The 14,214-nt window shown below is 60.0% G+C and carries 29 protein-coding genes; all 29 read right to left on the bottom strand.

Annotated features, from left to right (window positions below; translation table 11 throughout):
- Positions 1-62 precede the first annotated feature (62 nt).
- Entirely contained in the window at positions 63-446 is a 384-nt protein-coding gene (gene rplQ, locus FGS76_RS01195) for a 50S ribosomal protein L17 (RefSeq protein ID WP_138770797.1), read from the bottom strand.
- 20 nt (positions 447-466) lie between these two features.
- Complete coding sequence (locus FGS76_RS01190) at positions 467-1,474, bottom strand: DNA-directed RNA polymerase subunit alpha (protein ID WP_138770796.1); 1,008 nt, start codon at positions 1,472-1,474, stop codon at positions 467-469.
- Between the two features lie 20 nt (positions 1,475-1,494).
- Positions 1,495-2,121: a 30S ribosomal protein S4 gene (rpsD, locus tag FGS76_RS01185; RefSeq protein ID WP_138770795.1), complete on the bottom strand. Its 627-nt coding sequence runs from the start codon at positions 2,119-2,121 to the stop codon at positions 1,495-1,497.
- Between the two features lie 16 nt (positions 2,122-2,137).
- A complete protein-coding gene (gene rpsK, locus FGS76_RS01180) occupies positions 2,138-2,536 on the bottom strand; it encodes a 30S ribosomal protein S11 (protein WP_014996090.1) in 399 nt (132 codons plus the stop codon).
- A gap of 22 nt (positions 2,537-2,558) precedes the next feature.
- Entirely contained in the window at positions 2,559-2,915 is a 357-nt protein-coding gene (gene rpsM, locus FGS76_RS01175; protein ID WP_138770794.1) for a 30S ribosomal protein S13, read from the bottom strand.
- A 124-nt stretch (positions 2,916-3,039) separates the two neighbouring features.
- Positions 3,040-3,156 (bottom strand): 50S ribosomal protein L36, encoded by a 117-nt coding sequence (gene rpmJ, locus FGS76_RS01170; protein ID WP_008928865.1) that lies wholly within the window; start codon positions 3,154-3,156, stop codon positions 3,040-3,042.
- Between the two features lie 36 nt (positions 3,157-3,192).
- On the bottom strand, positions 3,193-4,572 hold the full coding sequence (secY, locus tag FGS76_RS01165) for a preprotein translocase subunit SecY (protein ID WP_138770793.1): 1,380 nt from the start codon (positions 4,570-4,572) through the stop codon (positions 3,193-3,195).
- Between the two features lie 11 nt (positions 4,573-4,583).
- Positions 4,584-5,018 carry a 50S ribosomal protein L15 gene (gene rplO, locus FGS76_RS01160; RefSeq protein ID WP_138770792.1) on the bottom strand — a complete coding sequence of 145 codons (435 nt, stop codon included), beginning with the start codon at positions 5,016-5,018 and terminating at the stop codon, positions 4,584-4,586.
- A 3-nt stretch (positions 5,019-5,021) separates the two neighbouring features.
- Entirely contained in the window at positions 5,022-5,204 is a 183-nt protein-coding gene (rpmD, locus tag FGS76_RS01155) for a 50S ribosomal protein L30 (RefSeq protein WP_138770791.1), read from the bottom strand.
- A 24-nt stretch (positions 5,205-5,228) separates the two neighbouring features.
- A complete protein-coding gene (rpsE, locus tag FGS76_RS01150; RefSeq protein WP_138770790.1) occupies positions 5,229-5,726 on the bottom strand; it encodes a 30S ribosomal protein S5 in 498 nt (165 codons plus the stop codon).
- Between the two features lie 12 nt (positions 5,727-5,738).
- Positions 5,739-6,089, bottom strand: a complete 351-nt coding sequence (gene rplR / locus FGS76_RS01145) for a 50S ribosomal protein L18 (RefSeq protein ID WP_204429019.1) — start codon at positions 6,087-6,089, stop codon at positions 5,739-5,741.
- Between the two features lie 17 nt (positions 6,090-6,106).
- Complete coding sequence (rplF, locus tag FGS76_RS01140) at positions 6,107-6,640, bottom strand: 50S ribosomal protein L6 (RefSeq protein WP_138770789.1); 534 nt, start codon at positions 6,638-6,640, stop codon at positions 6,107-6,109.
- Positions 6,641-6,671: 31 nt separating this feature from the next.
- Positions 6,672-7,064, bottom strand: coding sequence for a 30S ribosomal protein S8 (rpsH, locus tag FGS76_RS01135; RefSeq protein ID WP_138770788.1), 393 nt, complete (start codon positions 7,062-7,064; stop codon positions 6,672-6,674).
- 26 nt (positions 7,065-7,090) lie between these two features.
- Positions 7,091-7,396, bottom strand: coding sequence for a 30S ribosomal protein S14 (gene rpsN / locus FGS76_RS01130; RefSeq protein WP_138770787.1), 306 nt, complete (start codon positions 7,394-7,396; stop codon positions 7,091-7,093).
- An 8-nt stretch (positions 7,397-7,404) separates the two neighbouring features.
- Complete coding sequence (gene rplE, locus FGS76_RS01125) at positions 7,405-7,944, bottom strand: 50S ribosomal protein L5 (RefSeq protein WP_138770786.1); 540 nt, start codon at positions 7,942-7,944, stop codon at positions 7,405-7,407.
- Positions 7,945-7,957: 13 nt separating this feature from the next.
- Positions 7,958-8,272: a 50S ribosomal protein L24 gene (rplX, locus tag FGS76_RS01120; RefSeq protein ID WP_138770785.1), complete on the bottom strand. Its 315-nt coding sequence runs from the start codon at positions 8,270-8,272 to the stop codon at positions 7,958-7,960.
- 15 nt (positions 8,273-8,287) lie between these two features.
- Entirely contained in the window at positions 8,288-8,656 is a 369-nt protein-coding gene (rplN, locus tag FGS76_RS01115) for a 50S ribosomal protein L14 (protein ID WP_138770784.1), read from the bottom strand.
- 49 nt (positions 8,657-8,705) lie between these two features.
- Entirely contained in the window at positions 8,706-8,975 is a 270-nt protein-coding gene (gene rpsQ, locus FGS76_RS01110) for a 30S ribosomal protein S17 (protein WP_138770783.1), read from the bottom strand.
- Positions 8,976-8,977: 2 nt separating this feature from the next.
- Entirely contained in the window at positions 8,978-9,169 is a 192-nt protein-coding gene (gene rpmC / locus FGS76_RS01105) for a 50S ribosomal protein L29 (RefSeq protein ID WP_138770782.1), read from the bottom strand.
- 3 nt (positions 9,170-9,172) lie between these two features.
- Positions 9,173-9,586 (bottom strand): 50S ribosomal protein L16, encoded by a 414-nt coding sequence (gene rplP / locus FGS76_RS01100; protein WP_138770781.1) that lies wholly within the window; start codon positions 9,584-9,586, stop codon positions 9,173-9,175.
- 13 nt (positions 9,587-9,599) lie between these two features.
- The gene (rpsC, locus tag FGS76_RS01095) at positions 9,600-10,295 is read right to left on the bottom strand and encodes a 30S ribosomal protein S3 (protein WP_138770780.1); all 696 of its coding nucleotides are present in this window, start codon (positions 10,293-10,295) and stop codon (positions 9,600-9,602) included.
- Between the two features lie 4 nt (positions 10,296-10,299).
- On the bottom strand, positions 10,300-10,644 hold the full coding sequence (gene rplV / locus FGS76_RS01090) for a 50S ribosomal protein L22 (protein ID WP_138770779.1): 345 nt from the start codon (positions 10,642-10,644) through the stop codon (positions 10,300-10,302).
- A 10-nt stretch (positions 10,645-10,654) separates the two neighbouring features.
- Entirely contained in the window at positions 10,655-10,930 is a 276-nt protein-coding gene (gene rpsS / locus FGS76_RS01085) for a 30S ribosomal protein S19 (protein WP_138770778.1), read from the bottom strand.
- Positions 10,931-10,952: 22 nt separating this feature from the next.
- Positions 10,953-11,777, bottom strand: coding sequence for a 50S ribosomal protein L2 (gene rplB / locus FGS76_RS01080; protein ID WP_138770777.1), 825 nt, complete (start codon positions 11,775-11,777; stop codon positions 10,953-10,955).
- A 19-nt stretch (positions 11,778-11,796) separates the two neighbouring features.
- A complete protein-coding gene (rplW, locus tag FGS76_RS01075; RefSeq protein ID WP_138770776.1) occupies positions 11,797-12,093 on the bottom strand; it encodes a 50S ribosomal protein L23 in 297 nt (98 codons plus the stop codon).
- A complete protein-coding gene (gene rplD, locus FGS76_RS01070; protein WP_138770775.1) occupies positions 12,090-12,692 on the bottom strand; it encodes a 50S ribosomal protein L4 in 603 nt (200 codons plus the stop codon). The genes rplW and rplD overlap by 4 nt, the downstream gene beginning before the upstream one ends.
- Before the next feature lie 14 nt (positions 12,693-12,706).
- A complete protein-coding gene (gene rplC / locus FGS76_RS01065; RefSeq protein WP_138770774.1) occupies positions 12,707-13,342 on the bottom strand; it encodes a 50S ribosomal protein L3 in 636 nt (211 codons plus the stop codon).
- Positions 13,343-13,413: 71 nt separating this feature from the next.
- The gene (rpsJ, locus tag FGS76_RS01060; protein ID WP_067612426.1) at positions 13,414-13,725 is read right to left on the bottom strand and encodes a 30S ribosomal protein S10; all 312 of its coding nucleotides are present in this window, start codon (positions 13,723-13,725) and stop codon (positions 13,414-13,416) included.
- Between the two features lie 214 nt (positions 13,726-13,939).
- Positions 13,940-14,214 (bottom strand): EF-Tu C-terminal domain-related protein (locus tag FGS76_RS01055; RefSeq protein ID WP_476726663.1); only part of this gene is annotated, 275 nt, incomplete at its 5' end.

The following is a 14,214-nucleotide window of genomic DNA, read 5'->3' as shown; positions in this document are numbered from 1 at the left end:
CCCCGCGCCGTTTCCGGGGCGGGGGTTTTGTTTCAGCTCGCGGCCGCGAACGGCCGGCGGGCTTATTCGGCTTCGACGGCCTCGCCTTCCGGGCGATCCACCAGCTCAACGTACGCCATGGGCGCGTTGTCGCCAGCGCGGAAACCCATTTTCAGGATCCGCAGGTAGCCACCGGGACGCTCTTTGTAGCGCGGGCCCAGCTCGTTGAAGAGCTTGCCGACCATCTCCTTGGACCGGGTACGGTCAAACGCCAGACGGCGGTTCGCCACGGAGTCTTCCTTGGCCAGGGTGATCAGGGGCTCAGCCACCCGACGCAGCTCCTTGGCTTTGGGGAGGGTGGTCTTGATCGCTTCGTGTTCAAACAGCGACACCGCCATGTTGCGGAACATGGCCTGACGGTGTGAGCTGTTCCGATTCAGTTTTCTGCCGCTCTTGCGATGGCGCATGGTTCTGTTCCTAAAATCGATTAACGCAACTTGGTGTTTAGCCGGTCATCGTCCCGGAGGCTGACCGGCGGCCAGTTTTCCAGGCGCATGCCCAGCGACAGGCCTTTGGAGGCCAACACGTCCTTGATCTCGGTGAGAGACTTCTTGCCCAGGTTGGGCGTCTTCAGAAGTTCCACCTCGGTACGCTGTACCAGATCACCGATATAGTAGATGTTCTCCGCCTTCAGACAGTTGGCGGAGCGAACGGTCAGTTCCAGATCGTCCACCGGGCGCAGCAGAATCGGATCGATTTCCTCACGTTCCTGCTTCGGTTCCGGCTTGGAATCCTGCTCCAGATCGACAAACACCGCGATCTGCTGCTGAAGGATGGTCGCCGCGCGACGGATCGCCTCTTCCGGGTCAATGGTGCCGTCGGTTTCCAGATCGATCACCAGCTTGTCCAGATCGGTGCGCTGCTCCACCCGGGCCGCTTCCACCACATAGGCCACGCGGCGTACCGGGCTGTAGCTGGCGTCCAGCTGCAGGCGGCCGATGCCACGGGTCTCGTCGTCATCGTTCTGACGGCTGTCGGCGGCTTCGTAGCCACGGCCCTTGCGCACTTTCATGCGCACGCGCAGCTCGGTGTCACCGGTGATGGTGCAGATCAGATGCTCCGGATTGACGATTTCCACGCTGTGATCGCGCTGGATGTCGTCAGCGGTAACATCGCCCGGACCTTTCTTCACCAGCTCCAGGGTAGCTTCTTCACGATCGTCCATCTTCAGGGCAACGCCCTTGAGGTTGAGGAGGATGTTGATCACATCTTCCTGAACGCCATCGATGGAGGAGTATTCGTGCTGTACGCCTTCGATCTCCACTTCGGTGATCGCGCACCCGGGCATGCTGGACAGCAGAATGCGGCGCAGCGAGGTGCCCAGAGTGTGGCCAAAACCACGCTCCAGAGGCTCCAGAACGACCTTGGCGTGGGTCTCGCTGATCGCGTTGACCGCGATCGAGCGGGGCGTGAGAAATTCGTTCACGGCGGTCATAGAGATCCCTCAGGCAGTCGTTACTTGGAGTACAGCTCGACGATCAGGTTTTCGTTGATCTCGGCCGGCAGATCGATCCGTTCCGGACGGGCTTTGAACGTGCCCTCCAGCTTCTTCTCGTCCACTTCCACCCAGGTCGGGAAGCCGCGTTGCTGAGCCAGCTCCATGGCGTTCTTCACGCGCAGCTGGTTCTTGGACTTCTCACGCACGCTGACCACGTCACCGGGCGCTACCTGATAAGAGGCGATGTTCACGCTCTGACCGTTAACCAGAATGGCGCGGTGGGCCACCAGCTGACGGGCTTCGGAGCGGGTGGCGCCGAAACCAAGGCGGTAAACCACGTTGTCCAGGCGACCTTCCAGCAGCTGCAGCAGCACCTCGCCGGTGGCGCCACGGGAACGCGCGGCTTTCTTGTAGTAGCTGCGGAACTGCTTCTCCAGAACGCCGTACATACGACGAACTTTTTGCTTTTCACGAAGCTGCACGCCGTAATCGGACAGACGACCGGGGCGACGGCCACCGGCGGCCTGGCCCGGGGGCTGTTCCGCCTTGCACTTCGAGTCGAGCGGACGAATGCCGCTCTTCAGGAACAGGTCAGTGCCTTCACGACGGGAAAGCTTGCATTTGGGACCGATGTATCTTGCCATCTTGCTCTAACTCCCGTTACACGCGGCGCTTCTTGGGCGGACGACAGCCGTTGTGCGGAATCGGCGTCACGTCCTGGATGTGGGTGATTTTGTAGCCACAGGCATTGAGGGCGCGAATAGAGGACTCGCGGCCCGGGCCGGGGCCCTTCACGCGCACTTCCAGGTTCTTCAGGCCATAGTCCTTGGCGGCGTTGCCCGCGTTCTCGGCGGCTACCTGTGCCGCGAACGGGGTGCTCTTACGTGAACCACGGAAGCCCGCACCACCGGAGGTCGCCCAGGACAGCGCGTTGCCCTGACGGTCGGTGATGGTAATGATGGTGTTGTTGAAAGAAGCGTGTACGTGCGCGATACCGTCCGCAACGGTCCGCGTTACCTTCTTCCGACGTGCGCCACTGTCTCTTTTCGCTTTAGCCATGTTGCTCAATCCAAATCAGGACTTACTTGCGGATCGGTTTCCGCGGGCCCTTACGGGTCCGGGCATTGGTTTTCGTGCGCTGCCCGCGCAGGGGCAGGCTGCGGCGATGACGGATGCCACGGTTGCAGCCGAGATCCATCAAGCGCTTGATGTTCATGTTGATTTCCCGGCGCAGATCGCCTTCCGTGGAAACCTTGGCCACTTCGGCCCGGATCGCGTCCAGCTGGTCGCCGGACAGATCACGAACCTTGGCCGTCGGGTCGATGCCGGTCTGCTCGCAGATGCTGCGAGCACGGGTGCGGCCGATCCCGAAAATATAGGTGAGGGAAATCACCGTATGCTTGTTGTCCGGGATGTTAACGCCTGCAATACGGGCCATCCGAATATCTCCGATTCACAACGCGGTGGTGCCAGGCTCTGGCGCCGAAAGGCGGAAGAGTCTAGCGTCACACCGACTGAATTTCAACCAAATCCAAGGAAAGAAGTTCTGCCCCGACAGAGCCTTAGCCCTGGCGCTGCTTGTGCCGGGGTTCGGCACTGCAGATCACCATGACGCGACCCTTACGACGGATCACCTTGCAGTTGCGGCAGATCTTCTTCACAGAAGCCTGAACTTTCATCGCACTCGCCTCGTTTTACCTTTGGCCCGCGGGCCGTTAACGCACCAGACCGGTGCCGCCATACCCTTTCAGGTTGGCCTTTTTCATCAACTTTTCGTACTGGGTGGACATCAGGTGCGAATTGACCTGCGACCAGAAGTCCATCACCACCACCACCACGATCAGCAGTGAGGTGCCGCCCAGATAGAAAGGCACGTTCCAGACCGCCTGCAGCCCCAGGGGCAGCAAACAAACCAGGGTCATGTAGACCGCGCCGATCAGCGTGAGGCGGCCCATCACCGTATCGATATAACGGGCGGACTGTTCACCGGGACGAATACCCGGGATATAGGCCCCGGATTTCTTCAGGTTGTCCGCCACGTCTTTCGGGTTGAACACCAGCGCCGTGTAGAAGTAGCAGAAGAACACGATCGCCAGGGTAAACAGCAAAATGTACAGCGGCGTGCCGGGCAGCAGCGCATCGCTTACGGTGCGCAGCGTCTGGCCCCACCAGGAGTCCGGATTGCTGGTGCTGAACCACTGGCTGATGGACGCCGGGAACAGCAGGATCGAGCTGGCGAAGATGGCCGGAATCACGCCCGCCATGTTCACCTTCAGCGGCAGATGGCTCTGCTGGGCCGCGTACACCCGGCGGCCCTGCTGGCGCCGCGCGTAGTTCACGGTGATACGCCGCTGACCACGTTCCACGAACACCACGCCGAAGATCACCGCCACCGCCACCAGGAACACCAGCAGCATGGCCAGCAGACTCAGGTCGCCCTGACGGGCGGACTCGAAGGTCTGCGCCACCGCGCCGGGCAGACCGGCCACGATGGAAGCGAAGATCAGCATCGAAATGCCGTTACCGATGCCGCGCTCGGTGATCTGCTCACCCAGCCACATCAGGAATACCGTACCGGTCACCAGGGTGCTCACCGCCACGAAGTAGAAGCTCGCCACCTGCAGGGAGCTTGCCGCTTCCGGCAACAGGGTGATGCCCTGGCTCTTCAGGCCGGCGACCACGCCGAACGACTGCACCAGGCCCAGAACCACGGTCAGATACCGGGTGTACTGGGTGATCTTGCGGCGTCCCTGTTCCCCTTCCTTGCGCAGCTGCTCAAGGGAGGGCACCACGGCGCTCATCAGCTGGATCACGATGCTCGCGGTGATGTAGGGCATGATGCCGAGCGCAAAAATACTCATGCGCTCCAGCGAACCGCCCGAGAACATGTTGAACAGGCCAAGAATGGTATCCCGGTTGTTGTTGAACATCTGTTGCAACGCGTCCGGGTTCATCCCCGGCACCGGAATGTGCGCACCGATGCGGAACACCACCAGGGCGCCCAGCAGAAACGCAATGCGGCGCCCCAATTCACGGGTAGCGCCGCCGGAGGCCCCGGTGCTGTTCTTCAAAGTTTGTGCACGGTTCTTGGCCATAACCCCGCCTTTTACTCTTCGATTTTGCCGCCGGCCTTTTCCACCGCTTCGCGCGCACCCTTGGTGATCGCAACGCCACGGACGGTGACCGCACGATCGATGCCGCCACGCAGCACGATCTTGGCGCGACGCTTGTCGGAGCGCACCACGCCGGCTTTCTTCAGAGTGTTCAGATCAACCACGTCGCCTTCCACCTTGGCCAGTTCCTCGAGGCGAACCTCGGCGGTGGCCATGGCCAGTTTGGAGGTAAAGCCAAACTTGGGCACGCGGCGCTGCAGCGGCATCTGACCGCCTTCGAAACCAGGCTTCACGGTACCACCGGAGCGGGATTTCTGACCTTTGTGACCACGGCCACCGGTCTTACCCAGGCCGGAGCCGATACCACGGCCTACCCGCTTCTCTTGCGGACGGGAACCGTCAGCCGGATGCAGATCGTTGAGACGCATCGCTTATTCTCCCTCTACCCGTACCAGGTACGCGACTTTGTTGATCATGCCGCGCACCGCAGGCGTATCTTCGACTTCAACGGTGTGACCGATGCGGCGCAGCCCGAGACCGCGCACACAGGCCTTGTGGCCCTCGAGCCGACCGTTGGTGCTTTTAACCTGGGTTACTTTGATCTTGTCAGCCATGTTTAAGCTTCCGTCTGTGTGCGCTTAGCCGAGAATCTCTTCAACGGACTTGCCACGCTTGGCCGCCACCGATTCCGGGGAGGACATTTGCTTGAGGCCGTTGAAGGTTGCCCGCACCACGTTCACCGGATTGGTGGACCCGTAACACTTGGCCAGTACGTTCTGTACGCCGGCCACTTCCAGCACGGCGCGCATGGCACCGCCGGCAATTACACCGGTACCGTCATCGGCGGGCTGCATGTAGACCTTGGAGGCCCCATGACGCGCCTTGATCGGGTGCTGGATGGTAGAGCCTTTCAGATCCACCTGAATCATATTGCGGCGGGCCGCTTCCAGGGCTTTCTGGATCGCTGCAGGCACTTCACGTGCCTTGCCGCGGCCGAAGCCCACTTTGCCCTTGCCGTCGCCCACCACGGTCAACGCGGTGAAGCCGAAGATCCGGCCGCCTTTGACCACCTTGGCGACCCGGTTCACCTGAACCAGCTTCTCCTGGAGACCTTCGTTGGGATCAACTTTCGCCATAACCAAGCACCCTTAGAATTCAAGCCCGTTTTCGCGCGCAGCATCCGCCAGCGCCTTGATACGACCGTGGTAACGGAAACCGGAACGGTCAAAGGCGACGCGCTCGATGCCCGCCTCTTTGGCGCGCTTCGCGATCATTTCGCCCACTTTGGCGGCGGCGTCGGCATTGCCGGTCGCCCCGCCACGCAGGTCCTTCTCCACCGTGCTCGCCGCAACCAGAACCTGGTCACCGGCCGCGCTGGTAATCTGTGCATAGATATGGCGCGGGGTGCGATGTACGGACAGACGAATCTGGCCGGACTCGCGGATGTTCAGGCGAGTACGTTTGGCCCTGCGCAGACGTGCAACTTTCTTGTCCATCATGGCTCTAGTCTCAACGATTATTTCTTCTTGGCTTCCTTACGGCGCACTTGCTCATCAGCATAGCGCACCCCCTTGCCTTTATAGGGCTCGGGCGGACGGAAACCACGGACATTGGCTGCAACCTGACCCACCAGCTGCTTATCAATGCCCCGGATGACAATTTCGGTCTGGGTCGGAGTCTCGATGGTGATGCCCTCGGGCAGCTGGTAAGCCACCGGATGAGAGAACCCCAGCGTCAGGTTCAGGGTCTTGCCCTGCGCCTGGGCGCGGTAACCCACGCCGTTGAGGACCAGCTTGCGCTCAAAGCCCTCGGACACGCCAGTGACCATGTTGTTCACCAAGGCCCGGGTGGTGCCCGCCAGTGCCCAGGCTTGCTGGGATTCCTCGCGCGGCTTGACGGTGAATACACCGTCGTCCACAGACACTACCACCTGTTCGTGCACTTCGTGTTCCAGGTTGCCCTTGCTGCCCTTGACGGACACCTTGGCGCCGTCGACTTTTACTTCGACACCGCTGGGCAATTTAACCGGATTCTTCGCTACTCTAGACATTGCTGCACCTAACCCGTCTACACCGTCACCGTCAGGACACTTCGCAGATCAGCTCGCCGCCGACGTTGGCCTGGCGTGCCGCGCGATCGGAAAGAATGCCCTGGTTGGTGGACACGACCATCACGCCCAGACCGCCCTTGACCTTGGGAATATCACCAGCGTTCTTGTAAACGCGCAGGCCGGGGCGGCTCACCCGGGCGATCTTCTCGATCACCGGCTGGCCCTCGAAATACCGAAGCTCAACGGTCAGGACCGGCTTCTTATCGCCAGCCACCGAAAAGCTTTCGATGTAACCTTCTTCTTTCAGTACCTTGGCAATGGCCTCTTTAGTCCGGGAAGAGGGGATTTCCACCTTGCTCTTCCGGGCCATTTGCGCGTTACGGATACGGGTAAACATATCCGCCAGGGTATCTTGCATGCTCATGCCGCAATCGCTCCGCTTTTACTCGATTACCAGCTGGCTTTAACCAGGCCGGGGACGTCGCCGCGCATCGCTGCTTCGCGCAGCTTGATGCGGCTCAAACCGAATTTACGGTAGTAGCCGTGCGGACGACCGGTGATCCGGCAGCGATTACGCTGGCGTACCGGGGAGGAGTCGCGCGGCAGTTTCTGAAGCTGGATCTGGGCTTCCCACTTCGCCTCGGGTTCGGCGTTGGGATCCTGGATGACAGCTTTCAGCGCTTCACGCTTGGCGGCGTAACGCTGAACCAGCTTGGCGCGCTTCGCCTCCCGATTTTTCATAGAGACCTTTGCCATGAATCCTCTCAGCCCTTCAGCGGGAAGTTGAAGGCGCGCAGCAGCGCGCGTGCTTCGTCATCGGTCTTCGCCGTGGTGGTGATGGTGATATCCAGACCACGCAGCTTATCGACCTTGTCGAAATCAATTTCCGGGAACACGATCTGCTCGCGCAGGCCCATGGAATAGTTACCCCGGCCATCAAAGGACTTGGGGTTCAGACCACGGAAGTCGCGTACCCGCGGAATGGCCACGGACACCAGGCGCTCCAGAAACTCGTACATACGACGGTTACGCAGAGTCACCTTACAGCCAATCGGCCAGCCCTCGCGAATTTTGAAACCCGCCACGGACTTGCGTGCCTTGGTGACCAGCGGCTTCTGGCCGGCGATCGCGGTCATGTCGGACAAGGCACCTTCCATCGCCTTGCGGTCCGCCGCCGCTTCACCCACACCCATGTTCAGGGTGATTTTGGTGATTTTCGGCACTTCCATGACGTTATCGTAACCGAATTGCTCTTTGAGCTTCGGAACGATCTCTTCGTTGTAAACCTTCTTCAGATCACTCATGGTCCACCTGTCCTCACGCGTCCAGCGGTTCGCCGTTGGACTTGAAGAAACGCACCTTACGGCCGTCCTCGACGCGGAAACCCACGCGGTCCGCCTTCTCGGCCTTGGCATTCCAAATGGCCACGTTGGAAGCGTCGATTCCCGCTTCCTGTTCCACGATGCCACCCTGGATTCCGCGGTTAGGATTGGCGCGTACGTGCTTCTTCACCACGTTCACACCGGCCACTACCAGGCGGCCGTTCGGCAGCACGCGTTGTACCTTGCCGCGCTTACCTTTGTCCTTGCCCGCGATTACGATGACTTCATCATCACGCTTGATCTTGAGCATTGCCTTCACCCGCCTTTAAAGAACTTCCGGTGCCAGTGAAATGATCTTCATAAACTGCTCGGTACGCAGTTCACGAGTCACCGGGCCAAAAATCCGGGTACCTACCGGCGCTTTGTTGTTACCCAGCAGCACCGCGGCGTTTTCATCGAAACGAATCACGGAGCCATCCGGGCGACGCACGCCACGACGGGTGCGCACCACCACCGCGGTCATCACGTCACCTTTCTTGACGCGGCCGCGCGGAATCGCTTCCTTTACTGTGACCTTGATGATGTCACCAATGCCTGCATAGCGGCGGTGGGAACCACCCAGCACCTTGATGCACTGCACTCGACGCGCGCCGCTGTTATCGGCGACTTCGAGCATGGTTTCGGTCTGAATCATCGCTTACTCTCTCCAACTCCTGCCCTGCAGGCAGCCACAGCAACGTCGGTCAGACCTTGTTGGTCTGCTCCACCACGGTCACCAGCGTCCAGGTTTTACGCTTGGACAGCGGACGGCACTCTTCGATAGTGACGAGGTCGCCTTCGTTGCACTGATTCTGTTCATCATGCGCCATCAACTTCGTGGACCGCTTGATGATCTTTCCATAAATGGGGTGCTGAACCCGGCGCTCTACCAACACGGTGATGGTCTTATCACCCTTGTTGGAGATCACTTTGCCAGTCGCGGTCCGGCGCAGTTTCTCTTTCGCTTCTGCCATGACTAGTTACCCTGCTTCTCTCTCAGAATGGTCTTAACCCGTGCGATGTCACGGCGAACCTTCCCGAGGTTATGGGTTTGTGAAAGCTGCCCGGATGCAAGCTGCATGCGCTGCTTGAATTGCTGCTCCAGCAACTCGAGCTGCTGGTTCTGCAGCTCTTCCACACTCTTTTCTCTCAGTTCACTCGCTTTCATGGCTTACATCACCGTCCGAGTCACAACGCGGGTGCTGATAGGCAGCTTCGCCGCGGCAAGACGGAACGCTTCACGCGCCACGTCTTCTGAAACACCTTCCATTTCGTAGAGCATGCGACCCGGCTGAATCTGGGCCACCCAGTACTCCACGTTACCCTTACCTTTACCCATCCGAACCTCGAGGGGCTTCTGGGTAATCGGCTTGTCGGGGAACACACGAATCCAGATTTTACCGCCCCGCTTGATATGACGGGTCATGGCACGACGCGCGGCTTCGATCTGGCGAGCGGTGATCCGGCCACGACCGGTGGCCTGCAGACCCACGGTGCCGAAAGACACCTTGCTGCCCCGCTGTGCCAGGCCGCGGTTACGGCCCTTCTGAACTTTCCGGAATTTGGTACGCTTCGGCTGCAACATCGTTCGTTACCCTTTAACCGCGGCCGCGCTTCTTGGCGCCCTTGGACTGCTGCTTCTGCTCTTCCTGAACCTGCTCCATGCCACCAAGCACTTCGCCACGGAAGATCCAGACCTTGACGCCAATGGTGCCGTAGGTAGTTTCCGCACGGACGCTGGCGTAGTCGATATCGGCACGCAGAGTGTGCAGCGGAACCCGACCTTCACGGTACCACTCGGTACGAGCGATCTCGGCGCCACCCAGGCGACCGGACAGCTGTACCCGAATGCCTTCCGCGCCGGCTTTCATGGCGTTCTGCACGGCCCGCTTCATGGCGCGGCGGAACATCACGCGACGCTCCAGCTGACCGGCGATGTTATCGCCCACCAGACGCGCATCCAGATCGGGCTTGCGCACTTCCTCGATATTGATGTGTACGGGCACACCCATCATGGCGGCCACGTCACGGCGCAGGCGCTCCACATCCTCACCTTTCTTACCGATCACGATGCCGGGACGCGCAGTGGAGATGGTGATACGAACGTTCTCGGAGGGACGTTCGATTTTCACCCGGCTCACGGACGCGTTCTTCAGTCGCTTAAACAGATACTCGCGCACCTGCAGATCGGTAACCAGGCAGTCGGAATAGGTTTTCGGCCCGGCATACCACAGGGAGTTGTGCTCCTTGACGATGCCCAGGCGGATACCGATCGGATGAACTTTCTGACCCATCTGGTTACTCCTGACCTTCCGAGACTTTCACAGTAATGTGGCAAGTGCGCTTGAGAATGCGATCGGCGCGGCCTTTGGCGCGCGGGCGAATACGCTTCATCGACGTGCCCTCATCCACGAAGACCGTGGATACTTTCAGCTCATCCACGTCGGCGCCTTCGTTGTTTTCCGCATTGGCAATCGCGGACTCCAGCACCTTTTTAACAATCCGGGCCGCCTTCTTGGGGCTGAAGGCGAGAACATTCAACGCCTTCTCCACCTCGAGACCACGGATCTGGTCTGCCACCAGCCGGGCCTTTTGAGCCGAAATTCTTGCGCCCCGCAGACGGGCTGCAACTTCAGTCGCCATGGCTGTCACCTTATCGCTTAGCCTTTTTGTCCACGATGTGCCCGCGGTAAGTGCGGGTCAGGGCGAATTCGCCCAGCTTGTGGCCCACCATGTGCTCAGTGACCATTACCGGCACATGCTGACGGCCGTTATGCACCGCGATGGTCAAACCCACCATCTCCGGGATGATCATGGAGCGACGGGACCAGGTTTTGATCGGCTTACGGGAGCCGGCTTCCACCGCTTCTTCCACCTTCTTGAGCAGGTGGTGATCCAGAAACGGACCTTTCTTCAGTGAACGTGGCACAGCCTGAACCTCTCTCTATCCCTTACTTACGACGGTCGCGCACAATCATCTTGGAGGTGCGCTTGTTGGTACGCGTTTTGTGGCCCTTGGTGGGAACACCCCACGGGGTTACCGGATGACGACCACCAGAGGTGCGGCCTTCACCACCACCGTGCGGGTGATCCACCGGGTTCATCGCCACACCGCGTACGGTCGGGCGAACACCCCGCCAGCGCTTCGCGCCGGCCTTGCCCAGCGAGCGCAGACTGTGCTCACTGTTAGAGACTTCACCGATGGTGGCGACGCACTCGGCGTGAACCTTGCGCATCTCGCCGGAGCGCAGACGCAGGGTTACATAGCCACCATCTTTCGCGAGAACCTGTGCAGAAGTACCGGCGGAGCGTGCCAGCTGACCACCCTTGCCGGGCTTCATTTCCACGTTATGAACCGTGGAACCCAGCGGGATGTTGCGCAGCGGCAGCGCGTTGCCGACTTTGATAGCCGCGTCTTCGCCGGACTGAACCCGGTCGCCAGCCTTGAGGCCTTTCGGCGCCAGGATGTAGCGACGTTCGCCGTCCAGGTACTTGACCAGGGCGATGTGCGCGGAGCGGTTGGGATCGTATTCGATCCGTTCAATCACACCTTGCACCCCGTCCTTGTTGCGACGGAAGTCGACACGACGGTACTTCTGTTTGTGACCACCGCCTTTGTGGCGAGTGGTGATGCGACCGTTGTTGTTACGGCCGCCGTTCTTGCTCTTGGCTTCCAGCAGCGGTGCATACGGAGCGCCTTTGTAGAGCTCCTCGCTGACCACCTTGACGACAAAGCGGCGGCCCGGGGAAGTCGGCTTGGTTTTTACAATCGCCATGATTCCTTACTCCCTTACCTTACTCTGCGCCCAGGAAATCGATGTCCTGGCCTTCCGCCAGAGACACGTAGGCTTTTTTCCAGCCCGCGCGCTTGCCGGAGATGCGGCCAAAGAACTTCTGCTTGCCTTTCACGTTGAGGGTGCGAACGGACTGCACCTTCACGTCGAACAGGCTTTCCACCGCTTTCTTGATTTCCAGCTTGTTGGCATCTTTCGCTACTTTGAACACGAAAGCGTTGCCCTGCTCGGCCACCAGGGTGGACTTCTCGGAAACATGCGGCGCGAGAAGCACGCTAAAAATACGTTCTCTGTTCATGCCAGCGCCTCCTCAAGCTGCTTCAGAGCCGGCACAGTGATCAGCACTTTCTCGAAGGCGATCAGGCTGACCGGATCCACACCCTTGGCGTCGCGAATGTCCACCTTCGGCAGGTTACGCGCCGCCAGGTAGAGATTCTCGTCCACTTCACTGGTGACGATCAGCACGCTGCTCAGCGCCAGATCCTTCAGCTTGGTGGCCACTTCCTTGGTCCGGGGCGCTTCGATGGCGAACTCGTCGACCACCACCAGGCGCTCCTGACGCACCAGCTCGGACAGAATGCAGCGCAGCGCGCCGCGGTACATCTTGCGATTCACTTTCTGGGAAAAATCGCGGGGTTCAGCTGCGAACGTCTTGCCGCCGCCACGCCACAGCGGGCTGCGAATAGTACCCGCGCGGGCCCGACCCGTTCCCTTCTGACGCCAGGGCTTGCGACCACCGCCCGCTACCGCGGCACGATTTTTCTGAGCCTTGGAACCCTGACGGGCACCGGCCAGAAAAGCGGTCACAACCTGATGAACCAGAGGCTCGTTGAAGTCCTTGCCGAAGGCGACTTCGGAAACGGTTACGGTACCTCCAGAGGCAGTATTGAGATTCATCCTCTATTCCTCTTTCAGGCCTTCGCCTTCACTGCCGGGCGCACGATCACATCACCACCGGCCGCACCGGGGATGGCACCCTTTACCAGCAACAGATTCTTTTCCGCATCCACACGCACGATTTCCAGGTTCTGAACCGTGACGCGCTCGGCGCCCAGATGACCGGCCATTTTCTTGCCCTTGAACACCCGCCCCGGGGTCTGGTTCTGACCAATGGAGCCGGGCGCCCGGTGGGACAGAGAGTTGCCGTGAGTGGCATCCTGGGTACGGAAATTCCAACGCTTCACGGCACCCGCGAAGCCCTTCCCCTTGGAAGTGCCGGTCACGTCCACGGACTGACCTGCCTCGAAAATTTCCAGGGTGATTTCAGAGCCGGCCTGCAGCTCGCCCGCTTCGGCGCGGAACTCGCCCGCTTTACGGCCGGCCTGCACACCTGCCTTACCATAGTGCCCCGCCTGCGGCTTGGTCACACGGTTGGCCCGGCGCTCACCCACCGTTACCTGCACGGCTTCGTAGCCATCTGTCTCGTCGGTCTTGACCTGACTCACCCGGTTCGGGGTCACCTCAATCACGGTGACGGGAACACTGACACCTTCTTCAGTGAACACCCGGGTCATCCCGCATTTCCGACCGATTACACCAATCGCCATTGTTTACCTCTTTACAACCTGTCGCGGTTGAACCGCCCGTAGTTGCAGGTCTGAGCTTTCTCTCAGGCCAGTTATCCCAGGCTGATCTGCACGTCCACACCAGCAGCCAGGTCCAGCTTCATCAGCGCGTCCACGGTTTTATCCGTGGGCTCGACGATATCCACCAGCCGCTTGTGAGTGCGGATCTCGTACTGGTCTCGTGCATCTTTGTTCACATGCGGAGAGATCAGCACCGTAAACCGTTCTTTGCGCGTCGGCAGGGGAATCGGCCCCTGTACCTGCGCACCCGTCCGTTTTGCCGTATCCACGATCTCCTGGGCGGACTGATCGATCAGTCGATGATCAAAAGCCTTGAGACGGATGCGGATTCTTTGGTTAGCCATAGCTAACAAACTCCAGACTGTTTCGAACCATTCATTAGATGGCAAAAAGCCCGCCCAACCTATCCAACCGGAAGGTGGTGGGTGTCAAAACAAGCCCGGGAACGATGCCCCGGTTGATCGCGCTCTTTCGCTGCGCTTTACCAGCGAAGAGGGCGCAAATTATAGAGACAAAAAAAGGCCAGGGCAAGCGCCCCGGCCATTTTTTGTCTAACTATCACTCGATGACCTTGGATACCACACCGGCGCCCACGGTACGGCCGCCTTCACGGACCGCGAAACGCAGACCTTCTTCCATGGCGATCGGCGCGATCAGCTGTACAGTCATCTGTACATTGTCGCCCGGCATCACCATTTCAGTGCCTTCCGGCAGGGTGCACGCACCGGTTACGTCCGTGGTGCGGAAGTAGAACTGCGGACGGTAGCCGTTGAAGAACGGAGTGTGACGGCCGCCCTCTTCCTTGCTCAGAACGTACACTTCACCTTCGAACT

The sequence above is a fragment of the Alloalcanivorax gelatiniphagus genome (assembly GCF_005938655.1).
Taxonomy (GTDB): domain Bacteria; phylum Pseudomonadota; class Gammaproteobacteria; order Pseudomonadales; family Alcanivoracaceae; genus Alloalcanivorax; species Alloalcanivorax gelatiniphagus.
Note: the sequence above shows the minus strand (reverse complement) of the source record. Positions and strands in the feature narration are given on the sequence as shown.

What these genes read in the sequence shown, in the direction of transcription:
- rpsC (WP_138770780.1), bottom strand. Translation starts at nt 10,295, where the DNA reads ATGGGTCAGAAAGTTCATCCGATCGGTATCCGCCTGGGCATCGTCAAG.
- rpsH (WP_138770788.1), bottom strand. Translation starts at nt 7,064, where the DNA reads ATGAGCATGCAAGATACCCTGGCGGATATGTTTACCCGTATCCGTAAC.
- rplB (WP_138770777.1), bottom strand. Translation starts at nt 11,777, where the DNA reads ATGGCGATTGTAAAAACCAAGCCGACTTCCCCGGGCCGCCGCTTTGTC.
- FGS76_RS01190 (WP_138770796.1), bottom strand. Translation starts at nt 1,474, where the DNA reads ATGACCGCCGTGAACGAATTTCTCACGCCCCGCTCGATCGCGGTCAAC.
- rplW (WP_138770776.1), bottom strand. Translation starts at nt 12,093, where the DNA reads ATGAACAGAGAACGTATTTTTAGCGTGCTTCTCGCGCCGCATGTTTCC.
- rpmD (WP_138770791.1), bottom strand. Translation starts at nt 5,204, where the DNA reads ATGGCTGACAAGATCAAAGTAACCCAGGTTAAAAGCACCAACGGTCGG.
- rplQ (WP_138770797.1), bottom strand. Translation starts at nt 446, where the DNA reads ATGCGCCATCGCAAGAGCGGCAGAAAACTGAATCGGAACAGCTCACAC.
- rplR (WP_204429019.1), bottom strand. Translation starts at nt 6,089, where the DNA reads ATGATGGACAAGAAAGTTGCACGTCTGCGCAGGGCCAAACGTACTCGC.
- rpmJ (WP_008928865.1), bottom strand. Translation starts at nt 3,156, where the DNA reads ATGAAAGTTCAGGCTTCTGTGAAGAAGATCTGCCGCAACTGCAAGGTG.
- rpsJ (WP_067612426.1), bottom strand. Translation starts at nt 13,725, where the DNA reads ATGGCTAACCAAAGAATCCGCATCCGTCTCAAGGCTTTTGATCATCGA.
- rplP (WP_138770781.1), bottom strand. Translation starts at nt 9,586, where the DNA reads ATGTTGCAGCCGAAGCGTACCAAATTCCGGAAAGTTCAGAAGGGCCGT.
- rplD (WP_138770775.1), bottom strand. Translation starts at nt 12,692, where the DNA reads ATGAATCTCAATACTGCCTCTGGAGGTACCGTAACCGTTTCCGAAGTC.
- rpsE (WP_138770790.1), bottom strand. Translation starts at nt 5,726, where the DNA reads ATGGCGAAAGTTGATCCCAACGAAGGTCTCCAGGAGAAGCTGGTTCAG.
- rpsK (WP_014996090.1), bottom strand. Translation starts at nt 2,536, where the DNA reads ATGGCTAAAGCGAAAAGAGACAGTGGCGCACGTCGGAAGAAGGTAACG.
- rplO (WP_138770792.1), bottom strand. Translation starts at nt 5,018, where the DNA reads ATGCGTCTCAACGATCTGCATCCGGCTGACGGTTCCCGTCCGCAAGAG.
- rplN (WP_138770784.1), bottom strand. Translation starts at nt 8,656, where the DNA reads ATGATTCAGACCGAAACCATGCTCGAAGTCGCCGATAACAGCGGCGCG.
- rplC (WP_138770774.1), bottom strand. Translation starts at nt 13,342, where the DNA reads ATGGCGATTGGTGTAATCGGTCGGAAATGCGGGATGACCCGGGTGTTC.
- rpsD (WP_138770795.1), bottom strand. Translation starts at nt 2,121, where the DNA reads ATGGCAAGATACATCGGTCCCAAATGCAAGCTTTCCCGTCGTGAAGGC.
- rplE (WP_138770786.1), bottom strand. Translation starts at nt 7,944, where the DNA reads ATGAGTGATCTGAAGAAGGTTTACAACGAAGAGATCGTTCCGAAGCTC.
- rpmC (WP_138770782.1), bottom strand. Translation starts at nt 9,169, where the DNA reads ATGAAAGCGAGTGAACTGAGAGAAAAGAGTGTGGAAGAGCTGCAGAAC.
- rpsM (WP_138770794.1), bottom strand. Translation starts at nt 2,915, where the DNA reads ATGGCCCGTATTGCAGGCGTTAACATCCCGGACAACAAGCATACGGTG.
- rplV (WP_138770779.1), bottom strand. Translation starts at nt 10,644, where the DNA reads ATGGCGACTGAAGTTGCAGCCCGTCTGCGGGGCGCAAGAATTTCGGCT.
- rplX (WP_138770785.1), bottom strand. Translation starts at nt 8,272, where the DNA reads ATGCTCAAGATCAAGCGTGATGATGAAGTCATCGTAATCGCGGGCAAG.
- rpsQ (WP_138770783.1), bottom strand. Translation starts at nt 8,975, where the DNA reads ATGGCAGAAGCGAAAGAGAAACTGCGCCGGACCGCGACTGGCAAAGTG.
- secY (WP_138770793.1), bottom strand. Translation starts at nt 4,572, where the DNA reads ATGGCCAAGAACCGTGCACAAACTTTGAAGAACAGCACCGGGGCCTCC.
- rplF (WP_138770789.1), bottom strand. Translation starts at nt 6,640, where the DNA reads ATGTCTAGAGTAGCGAAGAATCCGGTTAAATTGCCCAGCGGTGTCGAA.
- rpsN (WP_138770787.1), bottom strand. Translation starts at nt 7,396, where the DNA reads ATGGCAAAGGTCTCTATGAAAAATCGGGAGGCGAAGCGCGCCAAGCTG.